This is a genomic window from Pseudoxanthomonas sp. LH2527, from assembly GCF_022539275.1.
In the GTDB taxonomy this organism is placed as follows: Bacteria; Pseudomonadota; Gammaproteobacteria; order Xanthomonadales; family Xanthomonadaceae; genus Pseudoxanthomonas_A.
In genome coordinates, this window is record NZ_JAKZBW010000008.1 from 21,735 (window position 1) to 46,180 (window position 24,446).

The window sequence follows — 24,446 nt, forward strand, 5'->3', positions numbered from 1 at the left end:
ACTCGCGGCGGTTTTTCCCTGCCCGGAGCGATGCTTGAGCGTTCTTTCCCCCGCCATCCCCGGCCGCGACGACTTCCTGGGCCACCCCAAGGGGGTCTACGTCTGCTTCTTCACCGAGATGTGGGAGCGCTTCTCGTTCTACGGAATGAAGGCGCTGCTGCTGCTGTACCTGACCAAGTACCACCTGTTCGCCGACGGCGCCGGCTACGACCTGATCGGCGCCTACGGCGGCCTGGTCTACTGCATCCCGGTGATCGGCGGCCTGCTGGCCGACCGCTGGCTGGGCATGCGCAAGGCGGTGGTGTTCGGTGGATTGTTGCTGGTCGCGGGCCACGCGGGCATGGCGGTGGAAGGCGTGGCGGCGGTCTCGGACGGCGGCGTGGTGACGCGCGACGAGGGCGCGCTGCGCACGATGTACCTGTCGCTGGCGCTGATCGTCATGGGCGTGGGCTTCTTGAAGCCGAACATCACCGGCATCGTCGGCCGGCTGTATCCGGTGGGCGATCCGCGTCGGGATGGTGGCTTCAGCCTGTTCTATGCGGGCATCAATCTGGGCGCCCTACTGGCCTCGCTGGTGTGTGGTTACCTGGGCGAAACGCTGGGCTGGAAATACGGCTTCGGCGCGGCCGGCATCGGCATGCTGCTGGGGCTGGCGATGTTCCTGTGGGGCCAGCGCTACCTGCAGGGTCACGCCGAACCGCCGTCATCGACGGCGTTGCGCGCGTCCGTGCTCGGCGTGCGGCGCGAGTGGATGATCTACCTGGGCGCGCTGTCGGGCGTGCTGCCGCTGGCATGGCTGATGTGGGCGGCGGCCAACGGCGCCTTCGCGCTGGGCGGCGAACTGTCGCTGGCACTCGTACTGATGCTGGTGGTGTTGCTGGTGGTGCTGGGCTGGTTCACCTGGTTCGTCACCACGCAATGCACGGCACCGCAGCGGCGGCAGATGCTCGCGCTGATGGCGATGATCTGCATGTGCCTGGTGTTCTTCACCCTGTACGAGCAGACCTATGGCTCATGGGTGATGTTCACCGACCGGCTGCTGACCAAGGACCTGTTTCCGTCGCTGGTGCATGCGCCCGGCGTGCTGGTGTGGTCGGACAGCCTGGCGGCGAACGTGGGCCTGTTTGTGGGCACGGCGCCTTGGTCGACGTGGGGCTTGCTGGCGATGCCCATCGCCTTCGTCGTTGCCGTGCGGACCACCGAGCGTGGCGCCAGTCCGCGGCTGCCGCGCGCGATCTTCCTGGCGACGGCCGCGGTGATGGTGTTGCTGGTGCTGCGGGATTCGATCGTCCTGCCGCAGACGGCGGGCTCGCTGACCTACCTGGGCGCGCTGTTCCTGGTGGTGCTGGCGCCGGTCTTCGCCTGGCTGTGGGCGATGCTGGGCCGGCATGGGCGCGACCCGTCCAAACCGTTCAAGGGTGCGCTGGGCCTCGTGTTCGGCGGCCTGTCGTTCGTACCGCTGGCGCTTGCCGCGCAACAGGTCGGCGAAACGGGCGTGATGGCCAGTGTGTGGTGGCTGGTGCTGGCCTACCTGTTGCTGGAGATCGGCGAGATGTGCCTGGCGCCGGTCAGCCTGGCGGCGGTCACCGAGCTGTCGGTGCCGCGCGTGGTCGGCCTGATGATGGGCATGTGGCTGCTCGCCACCGCGTTCTCGGAAACGCTGGCCGCGCAGTTCGGCAAGCTGGCCGCGCTGGAGGTTCCGGAAGGCGAGGCATGGGAGCTGGCGCAAGCCGCTTCCGGCTATGCCGACCTGTTCTGGCTGATGATGTGGATCGGCCTGGGCTGCGGCGCACTGGCGCTGCTGGTCTCGCCGCTGCTGAAGCGGATGATGCGACGCGCTTGAAAAACAACGGCGCCCAGGGGCGCCGTTGAGTGCGTTGCCGCGAACGCGGGATCTACTTCGCCGTTGCGCCTCCGAGATGCTTATTGAAGAACGCGAGCAGTCTGGTGTAGTACTCCTGCTGGTTTTCCGGCTTGTAGAAACCGTGGCCTTCGGTCTTCTTGTAAAGCGTTTCGACCGGTACGCCCGCCGCTTTGAGGCGGCGCTCCATGAGCTCGGTGTGTTCGACCGGTGCGCGTTCGTCTTCGCCACCAGCGGCCAGGAAGACAGGCACCTTGATGCGGTCGGCCATGTTGACGGGCGACACGCTGGCCAGCGCGTTGCGTGGGCCGATCCATTCATTGAGATAGGTCTCGCCGGAACCGCGCCGCTGGATGTCGCCGCGCGTATGCATCATGGGCAGGTCGTAGACGCCCACGTAACCGGCGGCGCACCGATAAAGATCCGGCTCCCTCGCCACGCCCGTCAGCGATGCGTACGCGCCATAGCTCGCACCATAGATGCAGATGCGGCGAGGATCGGCGATGCCCTCCTGGATGGCCCAGCGTGTCGCATCGGTGACATCGTCCTGCATGGACTGTCCCCACTGCCGCGCGCCTGCTCCCTGGAAGGCGCGTCCATAGCCCCCGGAGCCACGGAAGTTCACCTGCAACACCGCGTAACCGGCGCTGGCCAGCAGCTGCGTTCCCGGGTCGAAACCCCAGTAGTCGCGGATGCCGAACGGCCCACCGTGGGGCATGACGATCATCGGCATCTGCTTGCCCGACCCGCCCTTGGGCAGGGTCAGGTACCCGTGCAGATCGGTGCCGTCTCGCGCGCGCAGGCGGACGGGCTGGACCGAGCCCATCGCCTCCGGATCCAGCCAGTCCCGCCGGCTCAGTACATAGTCCAGCTTCTTCGCGTCGACGTTGAACAGATAGAAATCGCCGGGATTGCGATCGGAACTCACCTGCACCAGCGCCAGCTTGCCGTCGGCCGTGCGCGAGGTGACCTCAACCGTTTCGCCGGGGAATGCGGCCTCCAGGCTGCGGTAAAGCCTGGCCTCCGGAACATCGTCGGAGAAGAAACGCACTGCCGGCTTGCCGTCGGCGAACACAGCACCGACAGGCACCATGTCGCTGTCCTGCGAATACACGATATCGTCCGGGTCCACGTTTGCATTGCGCAGCACTTCCTTGCGCTCGCCGGTCGCGATGTTCCAGGCGACGATCGCATCCGGCCCCGCAGGCTGTTCGACCTGCAGGTAAGCGATGGTCTGGTCGCGATTGAAGCCCAGTGGATACTCGATTCGACGAGTGACCGCCTCGTCGTTGATCAATTGCCAGTCGCTTCCCTTGCCATCGCGGTAATAGAGCTTGCGTGCGTTGTCGACGCCCGAGCCATCGGCGAAACGGACCTGCCCCTGGTTGTCCGTGGTGAAGTCGGCATTGCGGACCGGGGCGCGTGCGATAGGCGTGCGGCGACCGGAGTAGACATCCAGCCGCTCCGCACGCGTGAAGGGATCATCGCCCCAGGGCCAGATCGAGACCACCACACCCTTGTCGTCGGCAGGCAGGGAATCCACGAGGAACGCATGGACCTGTTCGGGCTTTTTCTGCTGGATGTTGCTGCCGACCTGCTGGGTGCCTATCCGGAAACCCACCAGGACGGTGGCTTTGCCGCCGTCTGCATCCACCGCGAACAATTCGCCTGTCCCGAGCGGCTGGTCCAGCTGGCCGAACTTCTCGGCGATCGAAACGACCACGCGATCCGGATTGACCCACCAGAAGCGCGAAACATGCGAGTTCTTGTCCAGCGCAAACGTACCGGTCAACTTGCTGTCCGACCGCCGCATGATGGCCAGTACCGTGCGGTCCTCCAACGGAACGGTAGCTGCCAGATAGTCGCCGCCTGGCGAGATCTTGATGGTGTCGAACTTGTCCTTGCGGATGAACCGCTGAACATCCACTTGCGCCGCCGCGACCTGCGAAGCCAATACCAGACCGGCCGCGAGCGCAGCCAGGATCCACTTCCTCATCTTCCTTCCCCTTGAGACCGTCCCTACTGCGCGGGACGATAACGGGAGGCACGTGGAGGTGCAATCATCCGCCGGGGCGCGACAGCCTCATCGGGCGGACACTATCGCGGCACCATCTGGTCCAGGACGTGATCCAGCCCTGCCTGCCAGTCAGGCATCGGCTCGCCCAGCACGGACTCGAGTTTCGCAACGTCCATGCGGGAATAGGCAGGCCGTTGCGCCCGCGTCGGAAAGTCGGCCGTCGTGATGGGCAACACCCGCGGCGCACGCGCCAACAACCCTCGCGCATGGGCCCCGGCGATGATGGCCTCGGCGAACCCGTGCCACGTGGTGCCGCCGCCGGCGGTCAGGTGCAGGGTTCCCCGCACCGGCTCGCGCATGGCCAGAAGCCGTGCCGTCGTATCCGCGATCAGGTAGGCCGGTGTCGGCGTGCCCTGCTGATCCGCCACCACGCGCAGTTCGTCGCGCTCGGCACCCAGCCGCAGCATGGTGCGCAGGAAGTTGTTACCGTGCGAGCCATAAGCCCATGCGGTTCTTAGGATCAAGTAGTTACCGTTGGCTTCGCGTACGGCTTGCTCACCAGCAACTTTACTAGCTCCATACACACCCAGGGGCGTGGTGGGATCGTCTTCACGATACGGACGTGAACCCTGCCCATCGAACACGTAATCGGTGGAGTAATGCACGAACGGGATGCCGCGCTCCGCACAGGCACGCGAAAGGATTCCCGGCGCCTCCACATTGGCGCGTAACGCAGCGGCTTCGTCGTCTTCGGCTTTGTCCACCGCGGTATACGCGGCGGCGTTGACGACCGCAACGGGTGCGACACGCCGAACCAGGTCGGCGAGCGTCTCGGGCCGATCGAAGTCCGCGATCTCACAGCGAGCACCATCCGGCAGCTCACCGGATCGCGTCGTCGCCACGATCTCGCCGAGCGGCGCCAGGCTGCGCCGCAGCTCATGCCCCACCTGCCCGTTGGCACCCAGCAGCAGCAGGGTCATGACGCGAAAATCGGCAGTCGCTCCGGCGCGATGTCGGCCAGCAACGGAGCGGCCTCATCCTTCCCAGACAACTGAGGCGCGCTGATCGGCCAGTCGACTCCGATCGCCGGATCATTCCAGCGGACCCCAGCATCCATCGCCTTGTCGTACACCGCCGTGCACAGGTAGCTGAAAACGGCACGCTCGGACACTACGGCAAAGCCGTGCGCAAAGCCCTCGGGTATCCAGAACTGGCGCTTGTTATCGGCGCTCAGGATCACTGCCTCCCACTGCCCGAACGTGGGCGAACCACGCCGGATATCGACTGCCACGTCGTAGACCTCGCCTTCCAGCACGCTGACCAGCTTGCCCTGCGGGTTCGGCCACTGGTAATGCAGGCCACGCAATACGCCGTGGGAGGACGAGGATACGTTGCTCTGTACGAACTTCGCGGGCAATCCAAGCTGACCGAAACGGTCTGCATTCCACGTCTCGAAGAAGAAGCCGCGCTCATCGCCAAAAACGGCTGGCTCAATGACAACACAACCGGGCAACTTGGTTTCAACCACCTTCATCGAACGACACCTCGTGCAGCAAGCGACAACAAATACTGACCATAGCCATTTTTGGAAAGTGGCCCCGCCAGCTTCTCGACCTGTCCGGCATTGATCCAGCCGTTGCCGAAAGCGATTTCCTCCGGACAACAGACTCGCAGGCCCTGCCTCGCCTCGATGGTTTCGATGAAATTCGATGCCTCGAGAAGAGACTGGTGCGTACCGGTGTCGAGCCACGCGTGCCCGCGGCCGAGTTGCTCAAGGTGCAGGTTGCCGGCCTCGAGATAGCAGCGGTTCAGATCGGTGATTTCCAGCTCGCCCCGCGGCGACGGCTTAAGCGCGGCTGCGTAGTCGCTCGCCTGCCCATCGTAGAAATAGAGCCCTGTGACGGCGTAGTTCGAGCGCGGCTTGGCCGGCTTTTCCTCGATGCCAACCACCCTTCCATCCCGATCGAACTCGGCCACGCCGTAGCGCTCCGGATCGTTGACCCAGTAACCGAACACGGTTGCCCCGTCGGCTCGTGCGTCGGCGCGCCTCAGCTGCTCGGTGAAGCCATGCCCATAAAAAATGTTGTCGCCCAACACCAGGCAACTAGGCTTGCCATCCACGAAGTCGCGGCCGATCAGATACGCCTGCGCCAAGCCATCGGGACTGGGCTGCACGGCGTACTGGATATCCATGCCCCACTGCGACCCATCGCCGAGCAGCGCCTTGAACAATGCTTGTTCGTGCGGTGTGTTGATCACCAGCACTTCACGGATCCCCGCCAACATCAGCACGCTGAGCGGGTAGTAGATCATCGGCTTGTCATAGACCGGCAGCAACTGCTTGCTGATGGCTTGAGTCAGCGGATAGAGGCGGGTACCGGAGCCGCCGGCGAGGATGATGCCCTTGCGTGTCGTCATGCCCTCTTCTCCCTTACGCTGCCGTACCGATGCGTTCCAGACGGTAGCTGCCGTCCAGGACGCGCTTCACCCAATCCTGGTTGGAGAGGTACCAGTCAACCGTTTCGGCGATGCCCTGCTCGAAGGTATACGCCGGCTCCCAGCCCAGTTCGTCCCTGAGCTTGGAGGCATCGATCGCATAACGCCGGTCGTGCCCGGGACGGTCGGCAACGAAGGTGATCTGGCTGCTGCGCGGCTGCCCATCCTCGCGTGGGGCACGAGCGTCCAGCAGCGCACAGACCGTGTGCACCACTTCGATGTTCTGCTTCTCGGCATTGCCGCCGACGTTGTAGGTTTCGCCGACACGACCCTTCTCGAGCACTGTGCGGATCGCACTGCAGTGGTCGCCGACGAACAGCCAGTCGCGGACGTTCTTGCCGTCGCCATAGACCGGCAACGGCTCGCCTGCGAGCGCGCGCGCGATGATCAGCGGGATCAGCTTCTCGGGAAAGTGATACGGACCGTAGTTGTTGGAACAGTTGGTCGTGAGGACCGGCAGGCCGTAGGTGTGGTGGAACGCGCGCACCAGGTGATCGGACGCGGCCTTGGATGCCGAATAGGGGGAGTTGGGCGCATACGGCGTCGTTTCGGTGAACTTGCCGGTGTCTCCCAGCGAGCCATAGACCTCGTCAGTCGAAACGTGCAGGAAGCGGAACTGCTCGCGACTGTCGCCTTCCAGTGCCTTCCAATAGTCGCGGGTCGCCTCCAGCAGACCCAACGTGCCCACAACATTGGTCTGGATGAAGGCACCAGGCCCATCGATGGACCGGTCAACATGGCTTTCGGCAGCGAAGTTGACGACCGCGTCGGGCTGGTGGTCGGCGAGCAGTCGCGCGACCAGATCGCGGTCACCGATGTCGCCCTGCACGAATACGTGCAACGGGTTGTCCTGCACGGATGCGAGCGTATCCAGATTACCCGCGTAAGTCAGCGCGTCCAGATTGACTATCTTGACGCCCTGCGCGACAGCGCGGAGAACAAAGTTTCCGCCAATAAAGCCCGCGCCACCGGTAACAAGCCATGTCGGCATGTACTGCTCCTTGAGATCAGATGAAAGTGCTGTCGTGAATTGATGGATCAGGCATTGCCGCGATCAGAACGGAATATCGTCATCCGCAAAATCGTCCATCGGGGCCGGCTGCGACGCGGGGGCGGGTGCGGGACGACGCTGGCCACCACCACCACCCTGGTTGCCGTAGTCCTGGCGAGGCGCACGGGCCGGGCGGTCGCCGCCGCCCGCACCACCACCGCCACCGCCTTCGCGGCCGCCGAGCATCTGCATCTCATCGGCGATGATGTCGGTGGAGTACTTCTCCTGCCCGTCCTGGCCAGTGTACTTGTCGTAGCGGATCGAGCCTTCGACGTACACCGAGCTGCCCTTGCGCAGGTACTCGCCGGCGATCTCGCCGAGCTTGCCGAAGAACACCACGCGGTGCCATTCGGTGCGTTCCTGCTGGTTGCCGTCCTTGTCCTTGCGCACGCTGGTGGTGGCCAGGCTGATCCGGGTGATCGCCATGCCACCCTGGGTGTAGCGGGTTTCGGGGTCGTTGCCGAGGTTGCCGACCAGGATGACTTTGTTGATGCCGCGGGCCATATCGATATCCGTTCAGGGATGCCCGCCAAGCGCGGGCAAAGACCAGTGGAGTATACCTGCCGGACCCCTTCCATCGGACTTCGGCTGGCTCACATGTAGGGCATTGCCGCACGCCAGCCCCTATAATTCTGTGACTTTCCGGCCCGTTTTCCCATGCCCGTCGTCGACTCCCCCCGCACCGCCCTGGCCCTGCCCGCCGTCCAGTCGCTCGCCCAGGCCGACATGGCCGCCGTCGACACCCTGATCCGTGCCCGGCTGGCCTCGGACGTCGTCCTCATCAACCAGATCGCCGACCACATCATCTCCGCCGGCGGCAAGCGCCTGCGGCCCATGCTGGTCGTCCTTGCAGGGCAGGCCTGTGGCCCGACCACCCCTGATCACCACCAGCTTGCGGCGATCATCGAGTTCATCCACACCTCCACCCTGCTGCACGACGACGTGGTGGACGAGTCCGACCTGCGCCGCGGCCGCAGCACCGCCAATGCGCTGTGGGGCAACGCGCCCAGCGTGCTGGTCGGCGACTTCCTGTATTCGCGCAGCTTCCAGCTGATGGTGGAACTGGACCGCATGGACGTGATGCGCCTGCTGGCCGACACCACCAACCGCATCGCCGAAGGCGAAGTGCTGCAGCTGCTGCACGTCCACAACCCGGATACCGACGAAGCCGCCTACCTGCGCGTGATCGAACGCAAGACGGCCGTCCTGTTCGCCGCCGGCACCCAACTGGGCGCGATGGCCTCCGGCGCGGACGCGGACACCCAGCGCAAGCTCTACGACTACGGCATGGCGCTGGGCTACGCCTTCCAGATCGCCGATGACGTGCTCGACTACACCGCGGACGCCGAGGCGCTGGGCAAGAACCTGGGCGACGACCTGGCCGAAGGCAAGGCCACGCTGCCGCTGATCCACGCCATCCGCCATTCCGACACCGCCACCGCGGACCGCCTGCGCGCCATCGTGCAGGAAGGCGATGCCGGCGCCATGCCCGAGGTGCTGGCGGCGATCCGCGCGACCGGTGGACTGGACTACAGCCGCGAGCGCGCGTATCACTACGCCACGATGGCCGAACAGGCCATCGAGGGGCTGCCCGAATCCGATGCGCTGGCCGCCCTGCGCGGCCTGGCGCGCTACGCGGTGGAACGCGGGCACTGACCCGCGCGGCACGTCACCTGGCGAACACCTCGGCGAAGAAGTCCGCCATCATCCGGTAGGCGCGCCTGGCCGAACGCTCGTGGTACACGCAGCCCGGGGGATTCTGCGCATCCGACTCGGCGAAGCAGTGCACCGCGCCGCTGAAGTTCACGAACTGCCAATCCGCACCGGCCTTGCGCATTTCGTCCTGGAATGCGGTGATCTCCGCGGCCGACACGTAGGTGTCGTCGCCGCCGTTGAGTACCAGCACCGGCGTCTTCACCGTACCCGTCGCCGGCAGGTCGGTTGCCAGTCCCCCGTGCAGGCTCACCACCCCTGACAGCGCATCGCCGGCACGCACCAGCTCCAGCACCGTGCTGCCGCCAAAGCAGTATCCGAAGGCGCCGATGCGCGCGTGGTCGACCAGCGTGGCACGCTGCTGCTTCAGCACCTCGACCGCTTTCTGCACGCGTGCCCGCAGCTTGGGCCGATCAGCGCGCATCGCGGTCGCGACCGGGCCGGCCTCGGCATCGGTCTTCGGGCGGATGCCCTTGCCATAGACATCGGCGACCAGCACGACGTAGTCGTCGCCGGCGACGAGATGCGCCTTCTCGATCGCGGAGTCGTTGACGCCTTTCCAGTTGGGCACCATCACCAGGCCGGGACGCGGCGTGGTGATGCTGTCGTCGTAAACCAGGTATCCGGAGAACGTATCGCTGCCGATCTTCCACTCGACCGGTTCGGCGACGGGCGCCGCAAGCAGTGCGGGCGACCACAGCAGGGACAGCAGGCAGGGCAGCAGCAGACGACGCATGGCGGACTCCTCGTGGGCGACCGGCGCAGTGTACGGTGCGACGCGTAGACCGGCGTCGACGTCCGGGGTATCAGGCGATGCCGAGGCCGGGAATCGCCGTGATGGTCTCGGGATCGAAGCCCGCCAGTTCCGCGAAATGGCGGCCACGCGCCACATAATCCCTGTACTGGCCGAAGCTGGGGGCGCCGGGCGACAGCAGCACGACACCCTCACCGCCCAGCGCGGCGCGTGCGGCGGCGACGGCCTCCGGCAAGGTCTCGGCGGCGACCAGCCCTAAACCCGCCTCCTGCGCCAGCGGCGCAAGCAATGCGTGGATGCGCGGGCCGTTGGCCCCCATCGTGATGATCGTCGCGGGCGCGCCATGGCGCATGTGCGCGGCGAAATCCGACCAGTCCACCCCACGATCATGGCCGCCGACCAGCAACGCGATGCGCCGGCCCGCGAAGCACTCCAGCGCCGCCAGCGTGGCATGCGGCGTGGTGCTGATGGAATCGTTGACCCAGGTGATGCCGTCCCGCGTGCCCATCGCCTGCAGGCGGTTCGGCAGCGGACGGAACGATGCTGCGTGTGCGGCCAGCGGCAACGCGTCCAGGCCGGCCGCTTCCAACGCGGTCAGGACCGCGCACAGGTTGCTGCGGTTATGGCGGCCGGGCAGCGGCAGCGGCCGCGTGTCCATGACGAACACGTCGCCGCGATACAGATCATCCTCGCGCAGGTGCCAGCCCTCAGCGCGGTTGAACCAGCGGATCTCGCTGCCCGGCAGTGACAGGGGCGCAAGACGCGGGTCCGCCGCATTCAGCACGGCGACACGCGGGCGCGCGCCGGTGACGAGCTTCAGCTTGTCCTCGATGTAGCGCGCCTCGCTGCCATGCCAGTCCAGGTGTTCCGGGAACAGGTTCAATACCACCGCGATGTCGGGATGCGCACCGCTGGCCGCGACATCGCCGGTCTGGTAGCTCGACAGTTCGATGGCCCAGGTATCCGGTGAAGGCTGCGGATCCAGCACCTCCAGCAGTGGCACGCCGATGTTGCCCACCAGCGCGGTACGACGACCCGAGGCGCGCAGCAGATGCGCCAGCAGCGAGGTCGTCGTGCTCTTGCCCTTGGTGCCGGTGACGCAGAACGTCTGCGGGACGACGCCATCGTCGCCCGCATGTTCGGCGAACCACAGGCCGGTGCCGCCAATGAAGCGCGTGCCCGCTGCCGCGGCCGACTGCGCCGCGGGACCGTTGGGACTGATGCCCGGCGACTTGATGACAATCTCGAACGCCTGCAGCCGCTCGGCTGTCGCCTGCGTGTCGATGGAGAGAAGCGCATCACCCAGCGCGGCGGCTTCGGCCGCTTCCGCGTCGCTGCATAACAGCGTCAGCGGCAGCGCTGGCAGGCGCGAACGTACGGCGTGATGCGCGGCACGGCCTTCCCGGCCCCAGCCCCACAACGCGACCCGCCTGCCCTCAAGCTGCGAAATTCGCACGCAGGCGCTCCCACAGCGCGGCGGGAATACGGTATTCGCCACCGATCTCGAGCAGCGGCGCCACCGCCAGTTCCGCCGCATCGAGCTGCGGGCGGATTTCGTGGTTGAAGCGCGCGACGATGGCGTCTTCGCGCCATTCCGGCCGGTCGCCCAGCGCGGCCATCGCGGCACGCGACTCCTGGCCTTCGCCGACGCACTCGAACGGCTTGTGGTCCTGGTACTCCAGCAGCGCGTCGAAGCCACCCGTCTGGTTCACGTCATCCAGCAGGTTGCGGCCGAAGATGCCGACCAGCCGCGGCTTCGGCATGAACGGCGCCAGCGCCAGGAACACGAAGTGGCACTTCGGGCACACGCCGCACCAGCGGTTGGTCGGGCGCTCGCCGAGCAGGTGGAAATTGCGGTTGCAGCTGGAAAAATGCGCGTCGTAATGATCGGTACGCGCGAACTGCCGCGCCACCGCCAGTTCCGAGAGCGGGCGCAGCAACGAGTAGTAATGCAGGTCGGCCGCCACGTGCGACTGCACGTAATCGCCGAAGGCCTGCTCGAACGCCCAGCCCTTCGACCACTGGTGGTTCACCTCGCCGGTGCCGGGGATCATGCTGCCGTAGCTGGCCGAGCGCTCGTTGGAGAACACCACCTGGTCCACGCCCTGCAGCAGCGCAGCCAGCACCATGATGGCCGAGTTGATCGCGGTGACCGGGATGTGCCCGTTCCACGCGCCCTGGCGGTTGTAGTCGAACAGCTCCGGCGCCAACGCGCGGCCGATGTTGAGGGTGGGCAGGCCGGTGCGCGCGGCGCAGGCCGCGATCAGCTGCGAGCCGCCGATCCAGGTCACCGTCTGGTCGATGCCGGCACCGCGCAGCGCTTCAATGCTGACCAGCGAATCCTTGCCGCCGCCGATGGCGACCAGCGCGTGCTGGCGCAGCCCGGCCGAGGGCGCTGCCGCCGCAGCCTGCGCCGCGACCGGAAAGCGGACGCGGCCGTGCAGGCTCAGTCCGTTGCGGTAGGCGAACTCGCCCAGGCCGTGCACGTAGACCTGTTCCAGCAACACCGCCGTCGCCGCGTCGATCGCGTAGCCGTCGATGCGGATCTCGTTGGGCACCGCCGCCTTGTAGTAGCTGACGCCGGTGATCAGGTGCAGCAGCCGCACCGCCTGCTCGACCGCCTGTGCGCGTGTCGCGTCCAGCGTGAACGGCGCGCCCGGGACCGTCACCGTCTCGGTCAGCTCCGGGCCGTCGTCGAAAGCATAGACCAGCCTCGCCACGCCACTGTCCGCGTCGAAGGAACAGCGGACGAAGCGGAACGTGCGGATGCTGGATTTGTCGAAATTCGTCATGCGGGATCCGTGGAAAGTGCGGCCTGCCGACGCAGGTAGCGGCGGCAGGCGAAGTATTCGATAGCGAACAGCGGCGCGGCGCCGAACAACACCGCGACCAGCGAGCCGTAAAAGACGACGACCGGCAACCAGGCCAGGGCCTCGCCGAATCCGCCCGGACGGCTGGCCGCCACCTGGTCGATCGCGGTAGCCGTCACCGCCCAGACAGCCAGCGACAGCGGGAACAGCAGGAGCACCACCAGCAGCAGGCGCAACGTCATACCACCCGTCTTCCAGTGTCGGCCCGCACGGTGCGCACGCGCATGCCACCGGGTGGCGAACCAGGCGCCCAGCCCGACGGCCAGCAACGCGGCAGGTGCAAAGCGCAACGCAGCCGCGAATTCGGCGACGCCCGGCGCGCGGCGATCCGCATCCATCAGCACCACGACCGCAATGCTCAGCAACGCGGCGGCCAACAGGCTGGACAGGACGAACTCAGTCCGCGGCGACATCGCCGGGCACTCCTTCGATCACGTCTTCGGCAGGCAGGCCGCGCAGGTTGTAGTGGCTGGCCATCACGAACCCGTAGGCACCGGCATCGGAGAACAGCAGCACGTCGCCCTCGGCGGTCGCCGACGACAGCTTGCGGCGCTTGCCGAAGATGTCGCTGGACTCGCAGATCGGGCCCACCACATCGAACGGTTCCTGCTCCGAGTCGTCCAGGCGCGAGAGGTTGGCCACGTCGTGCCAGGCGTCGTACAGCGCCGGACGGATCAAGGTGTGCATGCCCGCATCGCTGCCCACCCGGCGGATGCCCAGCTTCTCGACGACCTGGGTCACCTGCGCGAGCAGTACGCCGGACTCGGCCACCAGGTAGCGGCCCGGTTCGATCACCAGTTGGTAGCCCGGATACGCGGCCTTGATCGCCGCCAGGCCTTCGCCCCAGGCCGCCAGGTCGAACGGCTCGTCGCCATCGGCATACGGGATCGGCAGGCCACCGCCGATATCGATGGTCTCGATGGTGCCGATCTGGTCGGCCAAGCCGCCCAGTTCGTCGGCGATCTGGTTCCAGTGCTGCGGGCTGTCCACGCCGCTGCCCAGGTGGGCATGCAGGCCGACGATGCGCGCATCCAGCGCGCGCGCGGCGGCAAGGAATTCCTCCAGCTTGACCAGCGGCAGGCCGAACTTGGAACTCTTGCCGCCCGTCTTGACCTTGTCGTGGTGGCCGTCGCCGCGGCCCAGGTCCACGCGCAGCCACAGCCGGCGACCGCGGAACACATCCGGCCACTGCTGCAGCGCTTCGACATTGTCGAGCGTGACGTTGATGCCACGGTCCAGCGCGAACGCGTACTCGGCGCGCGGTGCGAAACTCGGCGTGAACAGCACGCGCTCCATCGGCAGCGACGGCGCCACCTCGAACACGCGCTCCAGCTCGCCGCGCGACACGCACTCCAGGCCGAAGCCCTCTTCCACCAGTGCGCGCAGGATGGCGGGGTGCGAATTGGCCTTGATGGCGAAGAAGCGGTGGTCCACCGCGGTGACCGCGGCCAGCGCACGGGCACGCGCGCGCACCACATCCAGGTTGTAGACGTAGCGCGGGGTGTCGCCCTGCGCGAGCGACAGCAGTCGTGCACGCGCGGCCGGCGCACTCCACCAGCGCACGCCGCGCGGACGCAGGGCGCCATTGATCTCGCGCCAGCTGGGACCGAACACGCTGGCCTCGTCGGCCGGCATCGCACCGCTGTCGATCAGCGCCTCGTGCAGCAGCGGCAGCATGCCCTCGGCGTCGGCTTCGTCGATCACGAAGGTCAGGTTGAGGTCGTTCGACGACTGCGAAATCAGGTGCACGCGCTCGCGGCCGAACATCGCCCACACATCCGACAGCTTGTGCAGCAGCGAACGCATGCCGCGGCCGACCAGGGTGATGGCCGTGCACGGCGCGATCACCTTGACCCGGCAGATCTCCGCGAGGTCGGCCGACAGCGCGGCCAGCACGTCGGTGTTGACCAGGTTTTCGCTGGGATCCAGCGACACGGTGACGTTGGTCTCCGACGAACCGATCAGGTCCACCGACAGGCCGTGCTTCTTGAAGCGCGCGAACACGTCGGCCAGGAAGCCGACCTGCTGCCACATGCCGATGCCTTCCATCGACACCAGCACGATGCCGTTGCGGCGGCTGACCGCCTTCACGCCCGGCACGGTCACCGCGTTGCCGTCGATGGTGGTGCCGGGCAGTTCGGGACGTTCGGTATCCAGGATGGCCATCGCCACGCCGGCGTCGCGGCAGGGCTTGATCGAGCGCGGATGCAGCACCTTGGCGCCGGTGGTCGCGATTTCCTGCGCTTCGTAATAGTCGAGGCGCGTCAGCAGGCGTGCGTCCGGCACTTCGCGCGGGTTGGCGCTGAACATGCCGGGCACGTCGGTCCAGATCTCCACGCGCTGCGCACCGAGCAGCGCGCCGAAGTAGGCCGCCGAGGTGTCCGAGCCGCCGCGTCCGAGGATGGCGGTGCCGCCATCGGCATGCCGCGAAATGAAGCCCTGGGTCAGCAGCATGCGGCTGGACTGCCCGGCGAAGGCGCGCCGCCAGTCCTGGTCGGGCGCGGTATTGCACGATACCGACAGCCGTTGCGCCCACGGGCTCTGGTTGGGCAGGAAGTTGGCCTGCAGCCAGTGCCGCGCATCGACCCAGCCGAAGTCCAGGCCCTGCGCGCGCAGGTAAGCCACGCCCAGCGTGGACGACAGCAGTTCGCCCTGCCCCAGCACCTCGGCCTGCCAATCCAGGGTGCGCGCCGCGGCACGCGGATCGGACAGCAGGTTGCGTAGCGCCGCGAGGCGGTCGCCCAGCACGGCGTCGGCATCGAGTTCCAGTTCGGCGACGAAGTCGCGGTGCCGCTGCTCCAGCTTCGCCACGCGCTCGGCACTGTCGGCGGCGCCGTCGGCGATCGCGGTCAGTTCGTTGGTCACCCCGGACAGCGCCGACACCACCACCAGGATGCGCGCATCGTTTTCGTCCGCGCGTTTTTTCGCCAGCGTGCCGATCGTGTTCCAGCGATGGCGACGCGACACCGAGGTGCCGCCGAACTTGAGGACGATCCAACGATCAGACGCGGGGGTGGCAGGGGGCATGGATAGAATGGGGAGGAATGCCCGAACCCTTCGGGCGTGAACCCTCGATTCTAGCCCAAGCCCCCGCCTTCGACCGGACCGTACCGCATGCAACGACCTTCCCATCGCTACCTGCAGGTGGACGTGTTCGCCGACCGTCCCGGCGCCGGCAATCCGCTGGGCGTGGTGCTGGACGCGACCGGCTGGGACACCGCCCGCATGCAGACCTTCGCGGCCTGGACCAATCTGTCGGAAACGATCTTCTTCCTGCCGCCGACCACGCCCGCGGCCAGCTACCGCATCCGCATCTTCACGCCGCGGCAGGAGCTGCCGTTCGCCGGGCATCCCAGCGTGGGGGCCGCCTGGGTGGCACTGGAGACCGGCTTGGTCGCGGACACGGCCAAACTGGTGCAGGAGTGCGCTGCCGGCCTGTTGCCAATACAGCTCGAGGGCCACGGACCGGCGCGGAGCATCCAGCTGCGCGCACCGCGTGCGCGCCAGAGGGACACCGCGCCGTCGGACCAACCGTTGCAGGCCGTCCTTGCCACGCTGCCGACCGCCGGCCTTGCGGCGGCGCTATGGAACAACGGACCGTCGTGGTGGCTGGTGGAACTGCAGGACGCTGATGCCGTGCGCCGACTGACGCCGGACCTGGCCGCGATCGCCGCTCTGACGCAGGCCACCGACGCGGTCGGTCTGGCGGTCTTCGGTCGCACCCCGGCCGGCAGCGACCACGATCTCGCGGTGCGAGCCTTCTGCCCGGCCGACAACATCCCGGAAGACCCGGTCACCGGCAGCGTCAACGCCTGCATCGCCGCCGCGCTGCATGCCGTCGATGCCTTGCCCGGACGCGAGAACCGCTACACCGCCAGCCAGGGCCGTGAACTCGGGCGCGATGGCCGCGTGGCACTGCAGGTCGATGCGGACGGTGAGGTCTGGATTGGCGGTCATGTCCAGTTGGTCATCGATGGCCGGGTGACTTGGTAAGCTGCGCGACCCCCACGCGACAACGCCCCCCATGACCCTCCGCCGCTACGTCCAGCTGGACGTATTCGCCGACCGCCCCGGCGCCGGCAATCCGCTGGCCGTCGTCCTCGACGCAGCCGGCCTGGATGACGCCGCCATGCAGGCGATCGCCCGCTGGACACGCCTGCCGGAAACCACCTTCGTGTTCGCGCCCACGCAGCCGGGCGCCAGCTATGCCGTGCGCATGTTCAGCCCACGCCGCGAAGTGCCGTTTGCCGGCCATCCCAGCGTGGGTACCGCGCATGTCGTGCTCGACGCCGGACTGGCCACGCCGGTCGATGGCCTGCTGATGCAGGAAGGTGCGGTGGGCGTACTGCCGTTGCGGGTGGACGACGCAGGCACGTCCCGCACCATCGCCGTGCGCACGCCCCGCGCGCAGGTGGTGAGGGTCGGCGAACCCACCACGGACGACGCCTTGCGCGCCGCGCTCGCGAACCTGCCCGCCGGCGATCTTCCGCCGGCGCTGGTCGACGGTGGTCGCCGCTGGTGGCTGGCGGACGTCCGCGACGAAGCCACGCTGCGCGGCGCCACGCCGGACTGGGACGCCATCGGCGCACTCGCCCGCGCCACCGAGAGCATGGGCGTCTGCGCGTACGCGCGCACGCCAGGCCAGGACTACGACCTGGCGGTACGCGCCTTCGTCGGTGCGCCGGCCGCGTTCGAGGACGCCGCCTCCGGTGCCGCCAACGCCACCCTCGCCGCCTGGCTGGCCTCGCGCGATGCGCTGCCCGGCCGCGACGGCCGCTACACCGTCAGCCAGGGGCGCGAAGTCGGCTACGACGCACGCCTGCAGCTGCGCGTGGACGAAGCCGGCAACGTCTGGTCGGGCGGCCACGTGCGCACCATCGTCAGCGGCCAGATCGACTGGTAGCGGAACCCGCTTCCTGTGGGAGCGACGTGAGTCGCGAAAGCGCGGTCTTCGACAACGCCAGCGGCAACAGGCGGCGGGGAGCGATCGCGACTGACGTCGCTCCCACAACAGCGGACCCTACTCCGCCTCGTAGACCGCCTTGCCGTCGACCCAGGTCGAGCGCACGTGCAAGTCGTCGAGCTGCTCGCCGGGAATCGCCAGCGGGTCCTCATCGAGGATGACGAAATCCGCGCGCAGCCCGGGCGCAAGCCGGCCGACGCTCGCTTCGTCGTGTGCCGCCCAGGCCGCATCGGCGGTGAAGCCGCGCAGTGCCTCGGTGGCGCTGAGACGCTCTTCGGCGCGCCAGCCACCGTCCGGATGGCCGTGCGCATCCTGTCGCGTCACCGCCGCGTGCAGGCCGCGCCGCGGATCGACCGATTCGACCGGAAAATCCGAGCCCAGCGCCAGTTTCACGCCACTGCCCTGCAACCGCTGCCAGGCGTAGGCACCGGTGATGCGCACCGGGCCCAGCCGGTCCTGTGCCCACGGCATGTCCGAGGTCGCGTGCGTCGGCTGCATGGACGCGATGACGCCGAGTGCGGCGAAGCGCGGGAATTCCTCCGGCGCCACCACCTGCGCATGCTCGATGCGCCAGCGATGGTCGGTCTTCGCGGCATCGCCCAGCACGCGCTGGTAGGCGTCCAGCACCAGCCTGTTGCCGCGGTCGCCGATCGCGTGCGTCGCCACCTGCACGCCGCAGCCGCGCGCCTTGCGCATGGCCGACTCCAGCGCCGCCGGTTCGGTCACCAGCAGGCCACGGTTGCCGGGATCGTCGCTGTAGTCTTCCAGCAGGGCCGCGCCGCGGCTGCCCAGCGCGCCGTCCGCGTACAGCTTCACCCCGCGCATCTGCAGGCGACCGCCCGCATGACGGTACAGGCCGGTGGAACAGAGATCGTCCAGCGCGTCGCTGTCGCCATCGGCATAGGCTTCGATCCGCAGCGGCAGGCGTCCCTCGTCGGCGAACTGCTTCATCAGCGCCAGGTCCGCGTGCGACACGCCCATGTCGTGCACCCCGGTCAGCCCGTTGCGCACGGCGGCCTGCGTCGCCTTTTCCAGCGCCTGACGGCGATAGGTCGCGTCGGGCGCCGGCACCACGGCATTGACCAGCGCCATGGCGGCATCGATGAAGACACCGCTCGGCCGACCATCGACACGCTCGATGCGTCCGCCCTCGGGCTGCCAGTCGCCATCCAGCGGACGCGGCGCCTTTGCCGCCGCCGCGCGCAGCGCCGCGCTGTTCGCCCAGCCGGCATGGCCGTCCACGCGTTCGAGCCAGACGGGGCGTTCGGGGAAGGCAGCGTCGAGATCGGCGGCAGACGGAAAGGTCTTCCCCGGCCAGTCGTTCTGGTCCCAGCCACCGCCGAGCAGCCAGGCATTCGGGGGCAACTGCTTCTCGAAGGCGCGCAGGCGCGCGATCACCTCGTCCTTGTCGCGCGCATCCACTAGGTCGGCACGCATCAGCGCGTAGCCCAGCCCCATGACGTGGCCATGGGCATCGATCAGGCCGGGGATGACGGTCTTCCCGGATGCATCGACGCGCTTCGCATCGAGATAGCGTTGCTGCAGTTCGCGGGCGCTGCCGACCGCCAGGATGCGGCCCTGCGCATCCCAGGCCATCGCTTCGGCCACCGGCCGCGCCGGATCGGAGGTATGCACGCGTGCGGCGGTGACGACCTGCACCTGCGCCTGCACGGCACCCGCCCACACCACCAGACTGCCCATTCCCCATGCCAGACGCCGCATGCCGCACTCCCGCTGTTGAGCCAGCGCAGGACTATGCGCGGTGATGCGCGCGACGGCAACGTTCGCAGGCAACAAGAAAGGGGCATTGCGGCCCCTTGTGATGGTGTTTCCCTGCGCGCTGCGCCGCGTACCCGCTGACAGGCGGCCTCACTCCGGCCGCACGTCGACGCGCACGCGCATGCGGTCGCCGGGGTGGTAACCGGTGCGGGTCTGGTAGGTGCGACCGGCGTATTCGTAGGTCACGTCATAACCGGAGACGCGTCCGTCGCCGTAATAATCGTCGCCACGACCGTCATTCACCGGCACCGGGTCGCAGACACGCACCTGGCCGCGCTGCACCTGGCGGTTGCGCTGGGAAGTGTCGTAGATGGAGCGCCCCGCCATGCCACCGACCATCGAACCGACAGCGGTGCCGACGTAGCGGCCGCTGCCATCGCCGACCTTGCTGCCCAGCACCGCGCCGGCGATGCCACCGATGACCGTGGCGACCGTGCGCCCGGCGTCGGTGCCACCGGCGGGATAGCGCCGGTCGCCGTAGCCGTCCTGCCCGTAGACGTCGCGGTAGTCGCCATTGTCGTAGACGTCGTCCGGGCCGCGGTTGCCGTAGACGTCGTCGCGATAGCCGTCGCGCGCGTACACGTCGTCGGCGTCGCGGTAATAGCACTGGGATGACGTCGCGCCACGCGTATCGCGGTAGCCGCCGTCGATGATGGGGTCGACGCGTACCACGCGTGCGTAGTCGTAATAGGGTTCGTCGCGGTCGGTGGTGCCGTAGTGGCGCACGGACTGGGCGGACGCCACGCCGGTGGCAAGCAGGCCGGCAGCCAGCACGGCGGCGGAAAGACGCTTCATGTCGGGAACTCCCCACGCCGGAGTGGCGTGGACGCATGCTCGGCCCGCGCGGGTGAAATCGGGCTGAACTCAGCCGTCCGGCACGGGCCGGTTTAGCCATTCGACAGCTTGCACGGCGATGTCCGCCGCTTCGCGGCCCAGCAGCGGCCCGACATGCGAGCCTGAAAGCGTTTGCAGCAGGTCCATCTCCCACGCACCGGCGAGCGAACGGCTGAGCGCGGGCGGCACGTCGGCGTCCTCGCGCGACGCGATCAACAGCGTGGGACAGGAGGGCCGCGACAGCGCCACGCCCGCATGGGCTTCGCGCAGCACGGCACCCGACTCGTCGCGCCAGTGACGGAACGCGAACAGGACGCTCGCCTCGTCGGCATCGCCCAAGGCGCGGCGGGTGCCCGCCAGTCGCGCAGTGCGCTGCCAGGGCACCACGTCCTGCCATGCGCGCGCCGGCAGTTCCCGCTGCCATGGCGCAGGCGGCAACGGGTTCACGAGGACCGCGGCATCGGCGGCATCGGCCACGCCAAGCGCGAGCATGCCACCCAGGCTGGCGCCGACCACCGCGCGTGGACGCGGCAGGGTCGCCAGCGCATCGCGCACCTGGCGCAGGTAATCGCCGAAGCCGGTGGCCGCGAGTCCCGCGGCCACCGGCTGCAGATCCGGCGCGGACACGACGATGCCCGCCGCCTCCCACACGCCGCGCCACACATTCCATTCCCAGCCTCCGCCACCGGCGCCATGCACCAGCAGCGCAGCCCGGACTGCGGTCAAAGCAGCGTCGCCTCCAGCGACACCGGCACCGACAGCGCACGCGAGATCACGCATCCCGCCTTCGCCTGCTGGGCGATCTCCTCGAACTGCGCCGCGCTGATGCCCGGCACATTCGCCGTGACCGTCAGCTTGATGCCGGTGACGGTCGGGCCCGGGTCCATGCCCGGCTCCATCGTCGCCTCGGCGCGCGTCTGTAGCTTGTCCGGCGTGAAGCCGGCCTTGCCCAGCACCGCCGACAGCGCCATGGTGAAGCAGCCGGCATGCGCGGCCGCCAGCAGCTCTTCCGGGTTGGTGCCCTTCTCGTCGCCGAAGCGGGTCTTGAAGGAATAGTTCTGTCCTTCGAACAGGCCGCTCTGTGGCGTGCTCAGCGTGCCCTTGCCGGCCTGCAGGTCACCGCTCCACACCGCATCGGCATAACGCTTCAAAGCCATGGTCGTGCTCCATCGTGGTCAGGGGAGCGCAGGGTACACCCGTGGATGTTCACGGCATGTACCGCAGTGCGGCTTGACCCCGCCCGTCGGCATGCCGATGCTGGCCGTCCGCCATGACCGCCCGCCGAGCGCCACGCTCACGGGATGCGCTCTGCCCGGACAGCCATGACGGCCCTTCGACCCCAACCTTCGGGAGGAACGGCCTCATGTCGTACAGCACACAACAGATCCGCAACGTGGCCCTGGCGGGCCACCCCGGCGCCGGCAAAACAACCTTGTTCGAAGCCCTGCTGCATGCCGGCGGCGCCCTCCAGGTGGCAGGCACCATCGAACGCGGCACCACCGTCTCGGACCACGATCCGATCGAGAAGGCCCGCGGCCATTCCATCGACACCGCCATCGCCAGCACCGACCACGGCGGCATGCACGTCAACCTGATCGACACCCCCGGTTACCCCGAATTCCGCGGACCGGCGCTGTCGGCCTTCTCGGCGGTGGACACCGCGCTGATTGTCGTCGACGCCGATGCCGGCGTCGCGCACGGCACGCGCCGGCTGATGGAGCGGGCGCGCGAGCGCAACCTGTGCCGCGCCATCGTCATCAACAAGATCGACCATGAGGGCGCGGACTGCGCCGGCGTGCTGGCGGCGCTGCGCGAGGAATTCGGGCCGGAAGTGCTGCCGCTCAACCTGCCGGCGAACGGCGGCAAGGCGGTGGTCGACTGCTTCGGCCAGGCGGCGGGCGACTCCGACCTGGGTCCGGTGGCCGACTGGCACCAGAAGATCATCGACCAGGTGGTGGAGGTCAACGAGACGGTGATGGAGCACTACCTGGACCTGGGCGAAGGCGGCCTCTCCGGCGAGGAACTGCACGACGCCTTCGAGCAGTGCCTGCGCGAGGGGCACCTGGTCCCGGTGTGCTTCGCCTCGGCACGCACGGGCGTCGGGGTGAAGGAACTGCTGGACGTGGCCGAGCGCCTGTTCCCCAATCCCGCCGAAGCCAACCCGCCGCCGTTCGTGAAACTCAACGGCAGCGGCCCTCAACCGATCGAGGCCGTGCCGGATCCGCGCGCGCATGTCATCGCCGACGTCTTCAAGATCGTCAACGATCCGTTCGTCGGCAAGCTCGGCATCTTCCGCGTCTACCAGGGCACGCTGAAGAAGGACACGCAGTTGTTCGTCGATGACGGCAAGAAGCCGTTCAAGGTCGGCCACCTGTTCAAGCTCAAGGGCAAGGACCACGTTGAAGTCGACCAGGCCATCCCGGGCGACATCGCGGCAGTGGCTAAGGTCGACGACCTGCATTTCGACGCGGTGCTGCACGACAGCCACGACGAGGACCACCTGCATCTGGCGCCGATCGCGTTTCCCAGGCCGATGTTCGGCCTGGCGATCGAGGCGGCCAGCAAGGGCCAGGAACAGAAGCTGTCCATCGCCCTGCAGAAGCTGGCCGAAGAGGACCCGGCGTTCGTCGTCGAGCATCAGCCTGAGTTGAACGAAACCGTCATCCGCGGCCTGTCCGACCTGCACCTGCGGGTGATGCTGGAACGGCTGAAGGAACGCCATGGCGTCGAGGTGAAGACCCGGCCGCCGCGGATCGCCTACCGCGAAACCATCGGCGCGAAGGCGGACGGCCACCATCGCCACAAGAAGCAGACCGGCGGCGCCGGCCAGTTCGGTGAAGTATCGCTGCGCATCGAACCGCTGCCGCGTGGGGGCGGCTTCGAATTCGTCGACGAAGTGAAGGGCGGCACCATTCCGGGCCAGTTCCTGCCGGCGGTGGAGAAAGGCGTGCGCCAGGTGCTGGGCAGCGGCGCGATCGCCGGCTATCCGCTGCAGGACCTGCGGGTGGTCGTGCACGACGGCAAGCACCATGCGGTGGACAGCAAGGAGGTCGCGTTCGTCGCCGCCGGCAAGAAGGCGTTCCTCGACGCCATCGCCAAGGCGCGGCCGCAGGTGCTGGAGCCGGTGGTCGACCTGGAAGTGGCCGTACCCGAAGCGCAGGTCGGCGACATCACCGGCAACCTCGCGGGCAAGCGCGCCCGCATCAACGGCACTGACGCGGTGCGCGGCGAGATCGTGGTGAAGGCGCAGGTGCCGCTGGCGGAACTGGAAGGCTACGCGGCGGAGCTCAAATCCATGACCGCCGGCCAGGGCCGCTACAGCCTGGATTTCAGCCACTACGAACCCGTTCCTCCCGGCGTGCAGCAGAAACTGGTGGATGCCTACAGGCCACGGCACGACGACGATTGAGCGTCGCAGGGGTGCGGCATCCGGTCGCGGCGGAGCGCGACGGATGCCGCTTGCGGCGCACACGCCAAAGGTGATTCGGTCGTACCGACAGGCGATTTCCGACGCGCGGCGACGGGAAATTGCAGAAAAAGCGAAAAAAAAGGCATTTCAGGGCCTTCCTGCCCTTGGCGCCGCCAGTTGTTTGCCCTACATTTCGCTTGCCGATGCGATCGGCCCGATTACCCAACCACTCGACAGTAGAGACAGGACACATGGCAAAGAGCACCAAGAAGGCCGCGCCGAAGAAGGCCGCCAAGAAAGCTGCACCGAAGGCCGCCGCCAAGCCGGCCGCGCCGAAGCCGATCAAGGAAGCGCTGAGCAAGTCGGGCCTCGTCGCCCACATCGCCGAAGCTACCTCCGTGGCCGCCAAGGACGTCCGCGCCGTGCTGGCTTCGCTGGAAAGCGCCGTGCACGCCTCCGTCAACAAGAAGGGCGCCGGTTCCTTCACCCTGCCGGGCCTGCTGAAGATCAGCGCCGTCAACGTGCCGGCCAAGCCGAAGCGCAAGGGCATCAACCCGTTCACCAAGGAAGAGCAGTGGTTCGCCGCCAAGCCCGCCTCGGTGAAGGTCAAGGTCCGTCCGCTGAAGAAGCTGAAGGACGCCGCGGCCTGATCGCTGCGCTTCCATCGCGTGCACGAAGGGACGGCCTGGCCGTCCCTTC

21 protein-coding genes are annotated in these 24,446 nt (G+C 67.8%); 6 read left to right on the forward strand and 15 right to left on the reverse strand.

Annotation, left to right across the window (positions count from 1 at the left end; genetic code table 11):
• The first annotated feature begins 34 nt into the window (after nucleotides 1-34).
• Nucleotides 35-1,843, forward strand: a complete 1,809-nt coding sequence (locus tag MMG85_RS06310; protein ID WP_241045265.1) for a peptide MFS transporter — start codon at nucleotides 35-37, stop codon at nucleotides 1,841-1,843.
• Nucleotides 1,844-1,895: 52 nt separating this feature from the next.
• Here the strand turns inward: MMG85_RS06310 and MMG85_RS06315 are convergent, their stop codons facing one another.
• The 6 genes from MMG85_RS06315 to MMG85_RS06340 form a co-directional block, all read right to left on the reverse strand.
• On the reverse strand, nucleotides 1,896-3,857 hold the full coding sequence (locus MMG85_RS06315; RefSeq protein WP_241045266.1) for a S9 family peptidase: 1,962 nt from the start codon (nucleotides 3,855-3,857) through the stop codon (nucleotides 1,896-1,898).
• A 101-nt stretch (nucleotides 3,858-3,958) separates the two neighbouring features.
• Nucleotides 3,959-4,858, reverse strand: coding sequence for a dTDP-4-dehydrorhamnose reductase (gene rfbD, locus MMG85_RS06320; protein WP_241045267.1), 900 nt, complete (start codon nucleotides 4,856-4,858; stop codon nucleotides 3,959-3,961).
• A complete protein-coding gene (gene rfbC / locus MMG85_RS06325; protein ID WP_241045268.1) occupies nucleotides 4,855-5,412 on the reverse strand; it encodes a dTDP-4-dehydrorhamnose 3,5-epimerase in 558 nt (185 codons plus the stop codon). Before rfbC ends, rfbD begins: the two co-directional genes overlap by 4 nt.
• A complete protein-coding gene (gene rfbA / locus MMG85_RS06330) occupies nucleotides 5,409-6,296 on the reverse strand; it encodes a glucose-1-phosphate thymidylyltransferase RfbA (protein WP_241045269.1) in 888 nt (295 codons plus the stop codon). Before rfbA ends, rfbC begins: the two co-directional genes overlap by 4 nt.
• Nucleotides 6,297-6,309: 13 nt before the next feature.
• A complete protein-coding gene (gene rfbB, locus MMG85_RS06335; RefSeq protein WP_241045270.1) occupies nucleotides 6,310-7,365 on the reverse strand; it encodes a dTDP-glucose 4,6-dehydratase in 1,056 nt (351 codons plus the stop codon).
• Between the two features lie 63 nt (nucleotides 7,366-7,428).
• Nucleotides 7,429-7,929, reverse strand: a complete 501-nt coding sequence (locus MMG85_RS06340; protein WP_241045271.1) for a single-stranded DNA-binding protein — start codon at nucleotides 7,927-7,929, stop codon at nucleotides 7,429-7,431.
• Nucleotides 7,930-8,082: 153 nt separating this feature from the next.
• On the opposite strand from MMG85_RS06340, the gene MMG85_RS06345 reads away from it, so the two are divergent.
• Complete coding sequence (locus MMG85_RS06345; protein WP_241045272.1) at nucleotides 8,083-9,081, forward strand: polyprenyl synthetase family protein; 999 nt, start codon at nucleotides 8,083-8,085, stop codon at nucleotides 9,079-9,081.
• A 13-nt stretch (nucleotides 9,082-9,094) separates the two neighbouring features.
• Here the strand turns inward: MMG85_RS06345 and MMG85_RS06350 are convergent, their stop codons facing one another.
• From MMG85_RS06350 to MMG85_RS06370, 5 genes are all read right to left on the reverse strand, one after another.
• Complete coding sequence (locus MMG85_RS06350) at nucleotides 9,095-9,874, reverse strand: dienelactone hydrolase family protein (protein ID WP_241045273.1); 780 nt, start codon at nucleotides 9,872-9,874, stop codon at nucleotides 9,095-9,097.
• Between the two features lie 70 nt (nucleotides 9,875-9,944).
• Nucleotides 9,945-11,348, reverse strand: coding sequence for a UDP-N-acetylmuramoyl-L-alanine--D-glutamate ligase (murD, locus tag MMG85_RS06355; RefSeq protein ID WP_241045274.1), 1,404 nt, complete (start codon nucleotides 11,346-11,348; stop codon nucleotides 9,945-9,947).
• The gene (murL, locus tag MMG85_RS06360) at nucleotides 11,329-12,684 is read right to left on the reverse strand and encodes a UDP-N-acetyl-alpha-D-muramoyl-L-alanyl-L-glutamate epimerase (protein ID WP_241045275.1); all 1,356 of its coding nucleotides are present in this window, start codon (nucleotides 12,682-12,684) and stop codon (nucleotides 11,329-11,331) included. The genes murD and murL overlap by 20 nt, the downstream gene beginning before the upstream one ends.
• Nucleotides 12,681-13,175 (reverse strand): hypothetical protein, encoded by a 495-nt coding sequence (locus MMG85_RS06365; RefSeq protein WP_241045276.1) that lies wholly within the window; start codon nucleotides 13,173-13,175, stop codon nucleotides 12,681-12,683. Before MMG85_RS06365 ends, murL begins: the two co-directional genes overlap by 4 nt.
• Nucleotides 13,159-15,789, reverse strand: coding sequence for a bifunctional aspartate kinase/diaminopimelate decarboxylase (locus MMG85_RS06370; protein ID WP_241045277.1), 2,631 nt, complete (start codon nucleotides 15,787-15,789; stop codon nucleotides 13,159-13,161). Before MMG85_RS06370 ends, MMG85_RS06365 begins: the two co-directional genes overlap by 17 nt.
• Before the next feature lie 87 nt (nucleotides 15,790-15,876).
• Between MMG85_RS06370 and MMG85_RS06375 the strand changes: the two genes are divergently transcribed.
• Both MMG85_RS06375 and MMG85_RS06380 read left to right on the forward strand, forming a co-directional pair.
• On the forward strand, nucleotides 15,877-16,755 hold the full coding sequence (locus MMG85_RS06375; RefSeq protein ID WP_241045278.1) for a PhzF family phenazine biosynthesis protein: 879 nt from the start codon (nucleotides 15,877-15,879) through the stop codon (nucleotides 16,753-16,755).
• 31 nt (nucleotides 16,756-16,786) lie between these two features.
• Nucleotides 16,787-17,665, forward strand: a complete 879-nt coding sequence (locus MMG85_RS06380; RefSeq protein ID WP_241045279.1) for a PhzF family phenazine biosynthesis protein — start codon at nucleotides 16,787-16,789, stop codon at nucleotides 17,663-17,665.
• Nucleotides 17,666-17,782: 117 nt separating this feature from the next.
• Here the strand turns inward: MMG85_RS06380 and MMG85_RS06385 are convergent, their stop codons facing one another.
• The 4 genes from MMG85_RS06385 to MMG85_RS06400 form a co-directional block, all read right to left on the reverse strand.
• Nucleotides 17,783-19,447: an amidohydrolase family protein gene (locus MMG85_RS06385; RefSeq protein WP_241045280.1), complete on the reverse strand. Its 1,665-nt coding sequence runs from the start codon at nucleotides 19,445-19,447 to the stop codon at nucleotides 17,783-17,785.
• A gap of 147 nt (nucleotides 19,448-19,594) precedes the next feature.
• A complete protein-coding gene (locus tag MMG85_RS06390; RefSeq protein WP_241045281.1) occupies nucleotides 19,595-20,299 on the reverse strand; it encodes a glycine zipper 2TM domain-containing protein in 705 nt (234 codons plus the stop codon).
• A gap of 69 nt (nucleotides 20,300-20,368) precedes the next feature.
• Complete coding sequence (locus MMG85_RS06395) at nucleotides 20,369-21,064, reverse strand: alpha/beta fold hydrolase (RefSeq protein WP_241045282.1); 696 nt, start codon at nucleotides 21,062-21,064, stop codon at nucleotides 20,369-20,371.
• Nucleotides 21,061-21,495 carry an OsmC family protein gene (locus MMG85_RS06400; RefSeq protein WP_055936252.1) on the reverse strand — a complete coding sequence of 145 codons (435 nt, stop codon included), beginning with the start codon at nucleotides 21,493-21,495 and terminating at the stop codon, nucleotides 21,061-21,063. The genes MMG85_RS06395 and MMG85_RS06400 overlap by 4 nt, the downstream gene beginning before the upstream one ends.
• 206 nt (nucleotides 21,496-21,701) lie before the next feature.
• Here MMG85_RS06400 and fusA point away from each other — a divergent pair, with 206 nt between their 5' ends.
• The gene (gene fusA, locus MMG85_RS06405; protein ID WP_241045283.1) at nucleotides 21,702-23,747 is read left to right on the forward strand and encodes an elongation factor G; all 2,046 of its coding nucleotides are present in this window, start codon (nucleotides 21,702-21,704) and stop codon (nucleotides 23,745-23,747) included.
• 251 nt (nucleotides 23,748-23,998) lie between these two features.
• On the forward strand, nucleotides 23,999-24,397 hold the full coding sequence (locus tag MMG85_RS06410; RefSeq protein WP_055936258.1) for an HU family DNA-binding protein: 399 nt from the start codon (nucleotides 23,999-24,001) through the stop codon (nucleotides 24,395-24,397).
• Nucleotides 24,398-24,446: the final 49 nt, after the last annotated feature.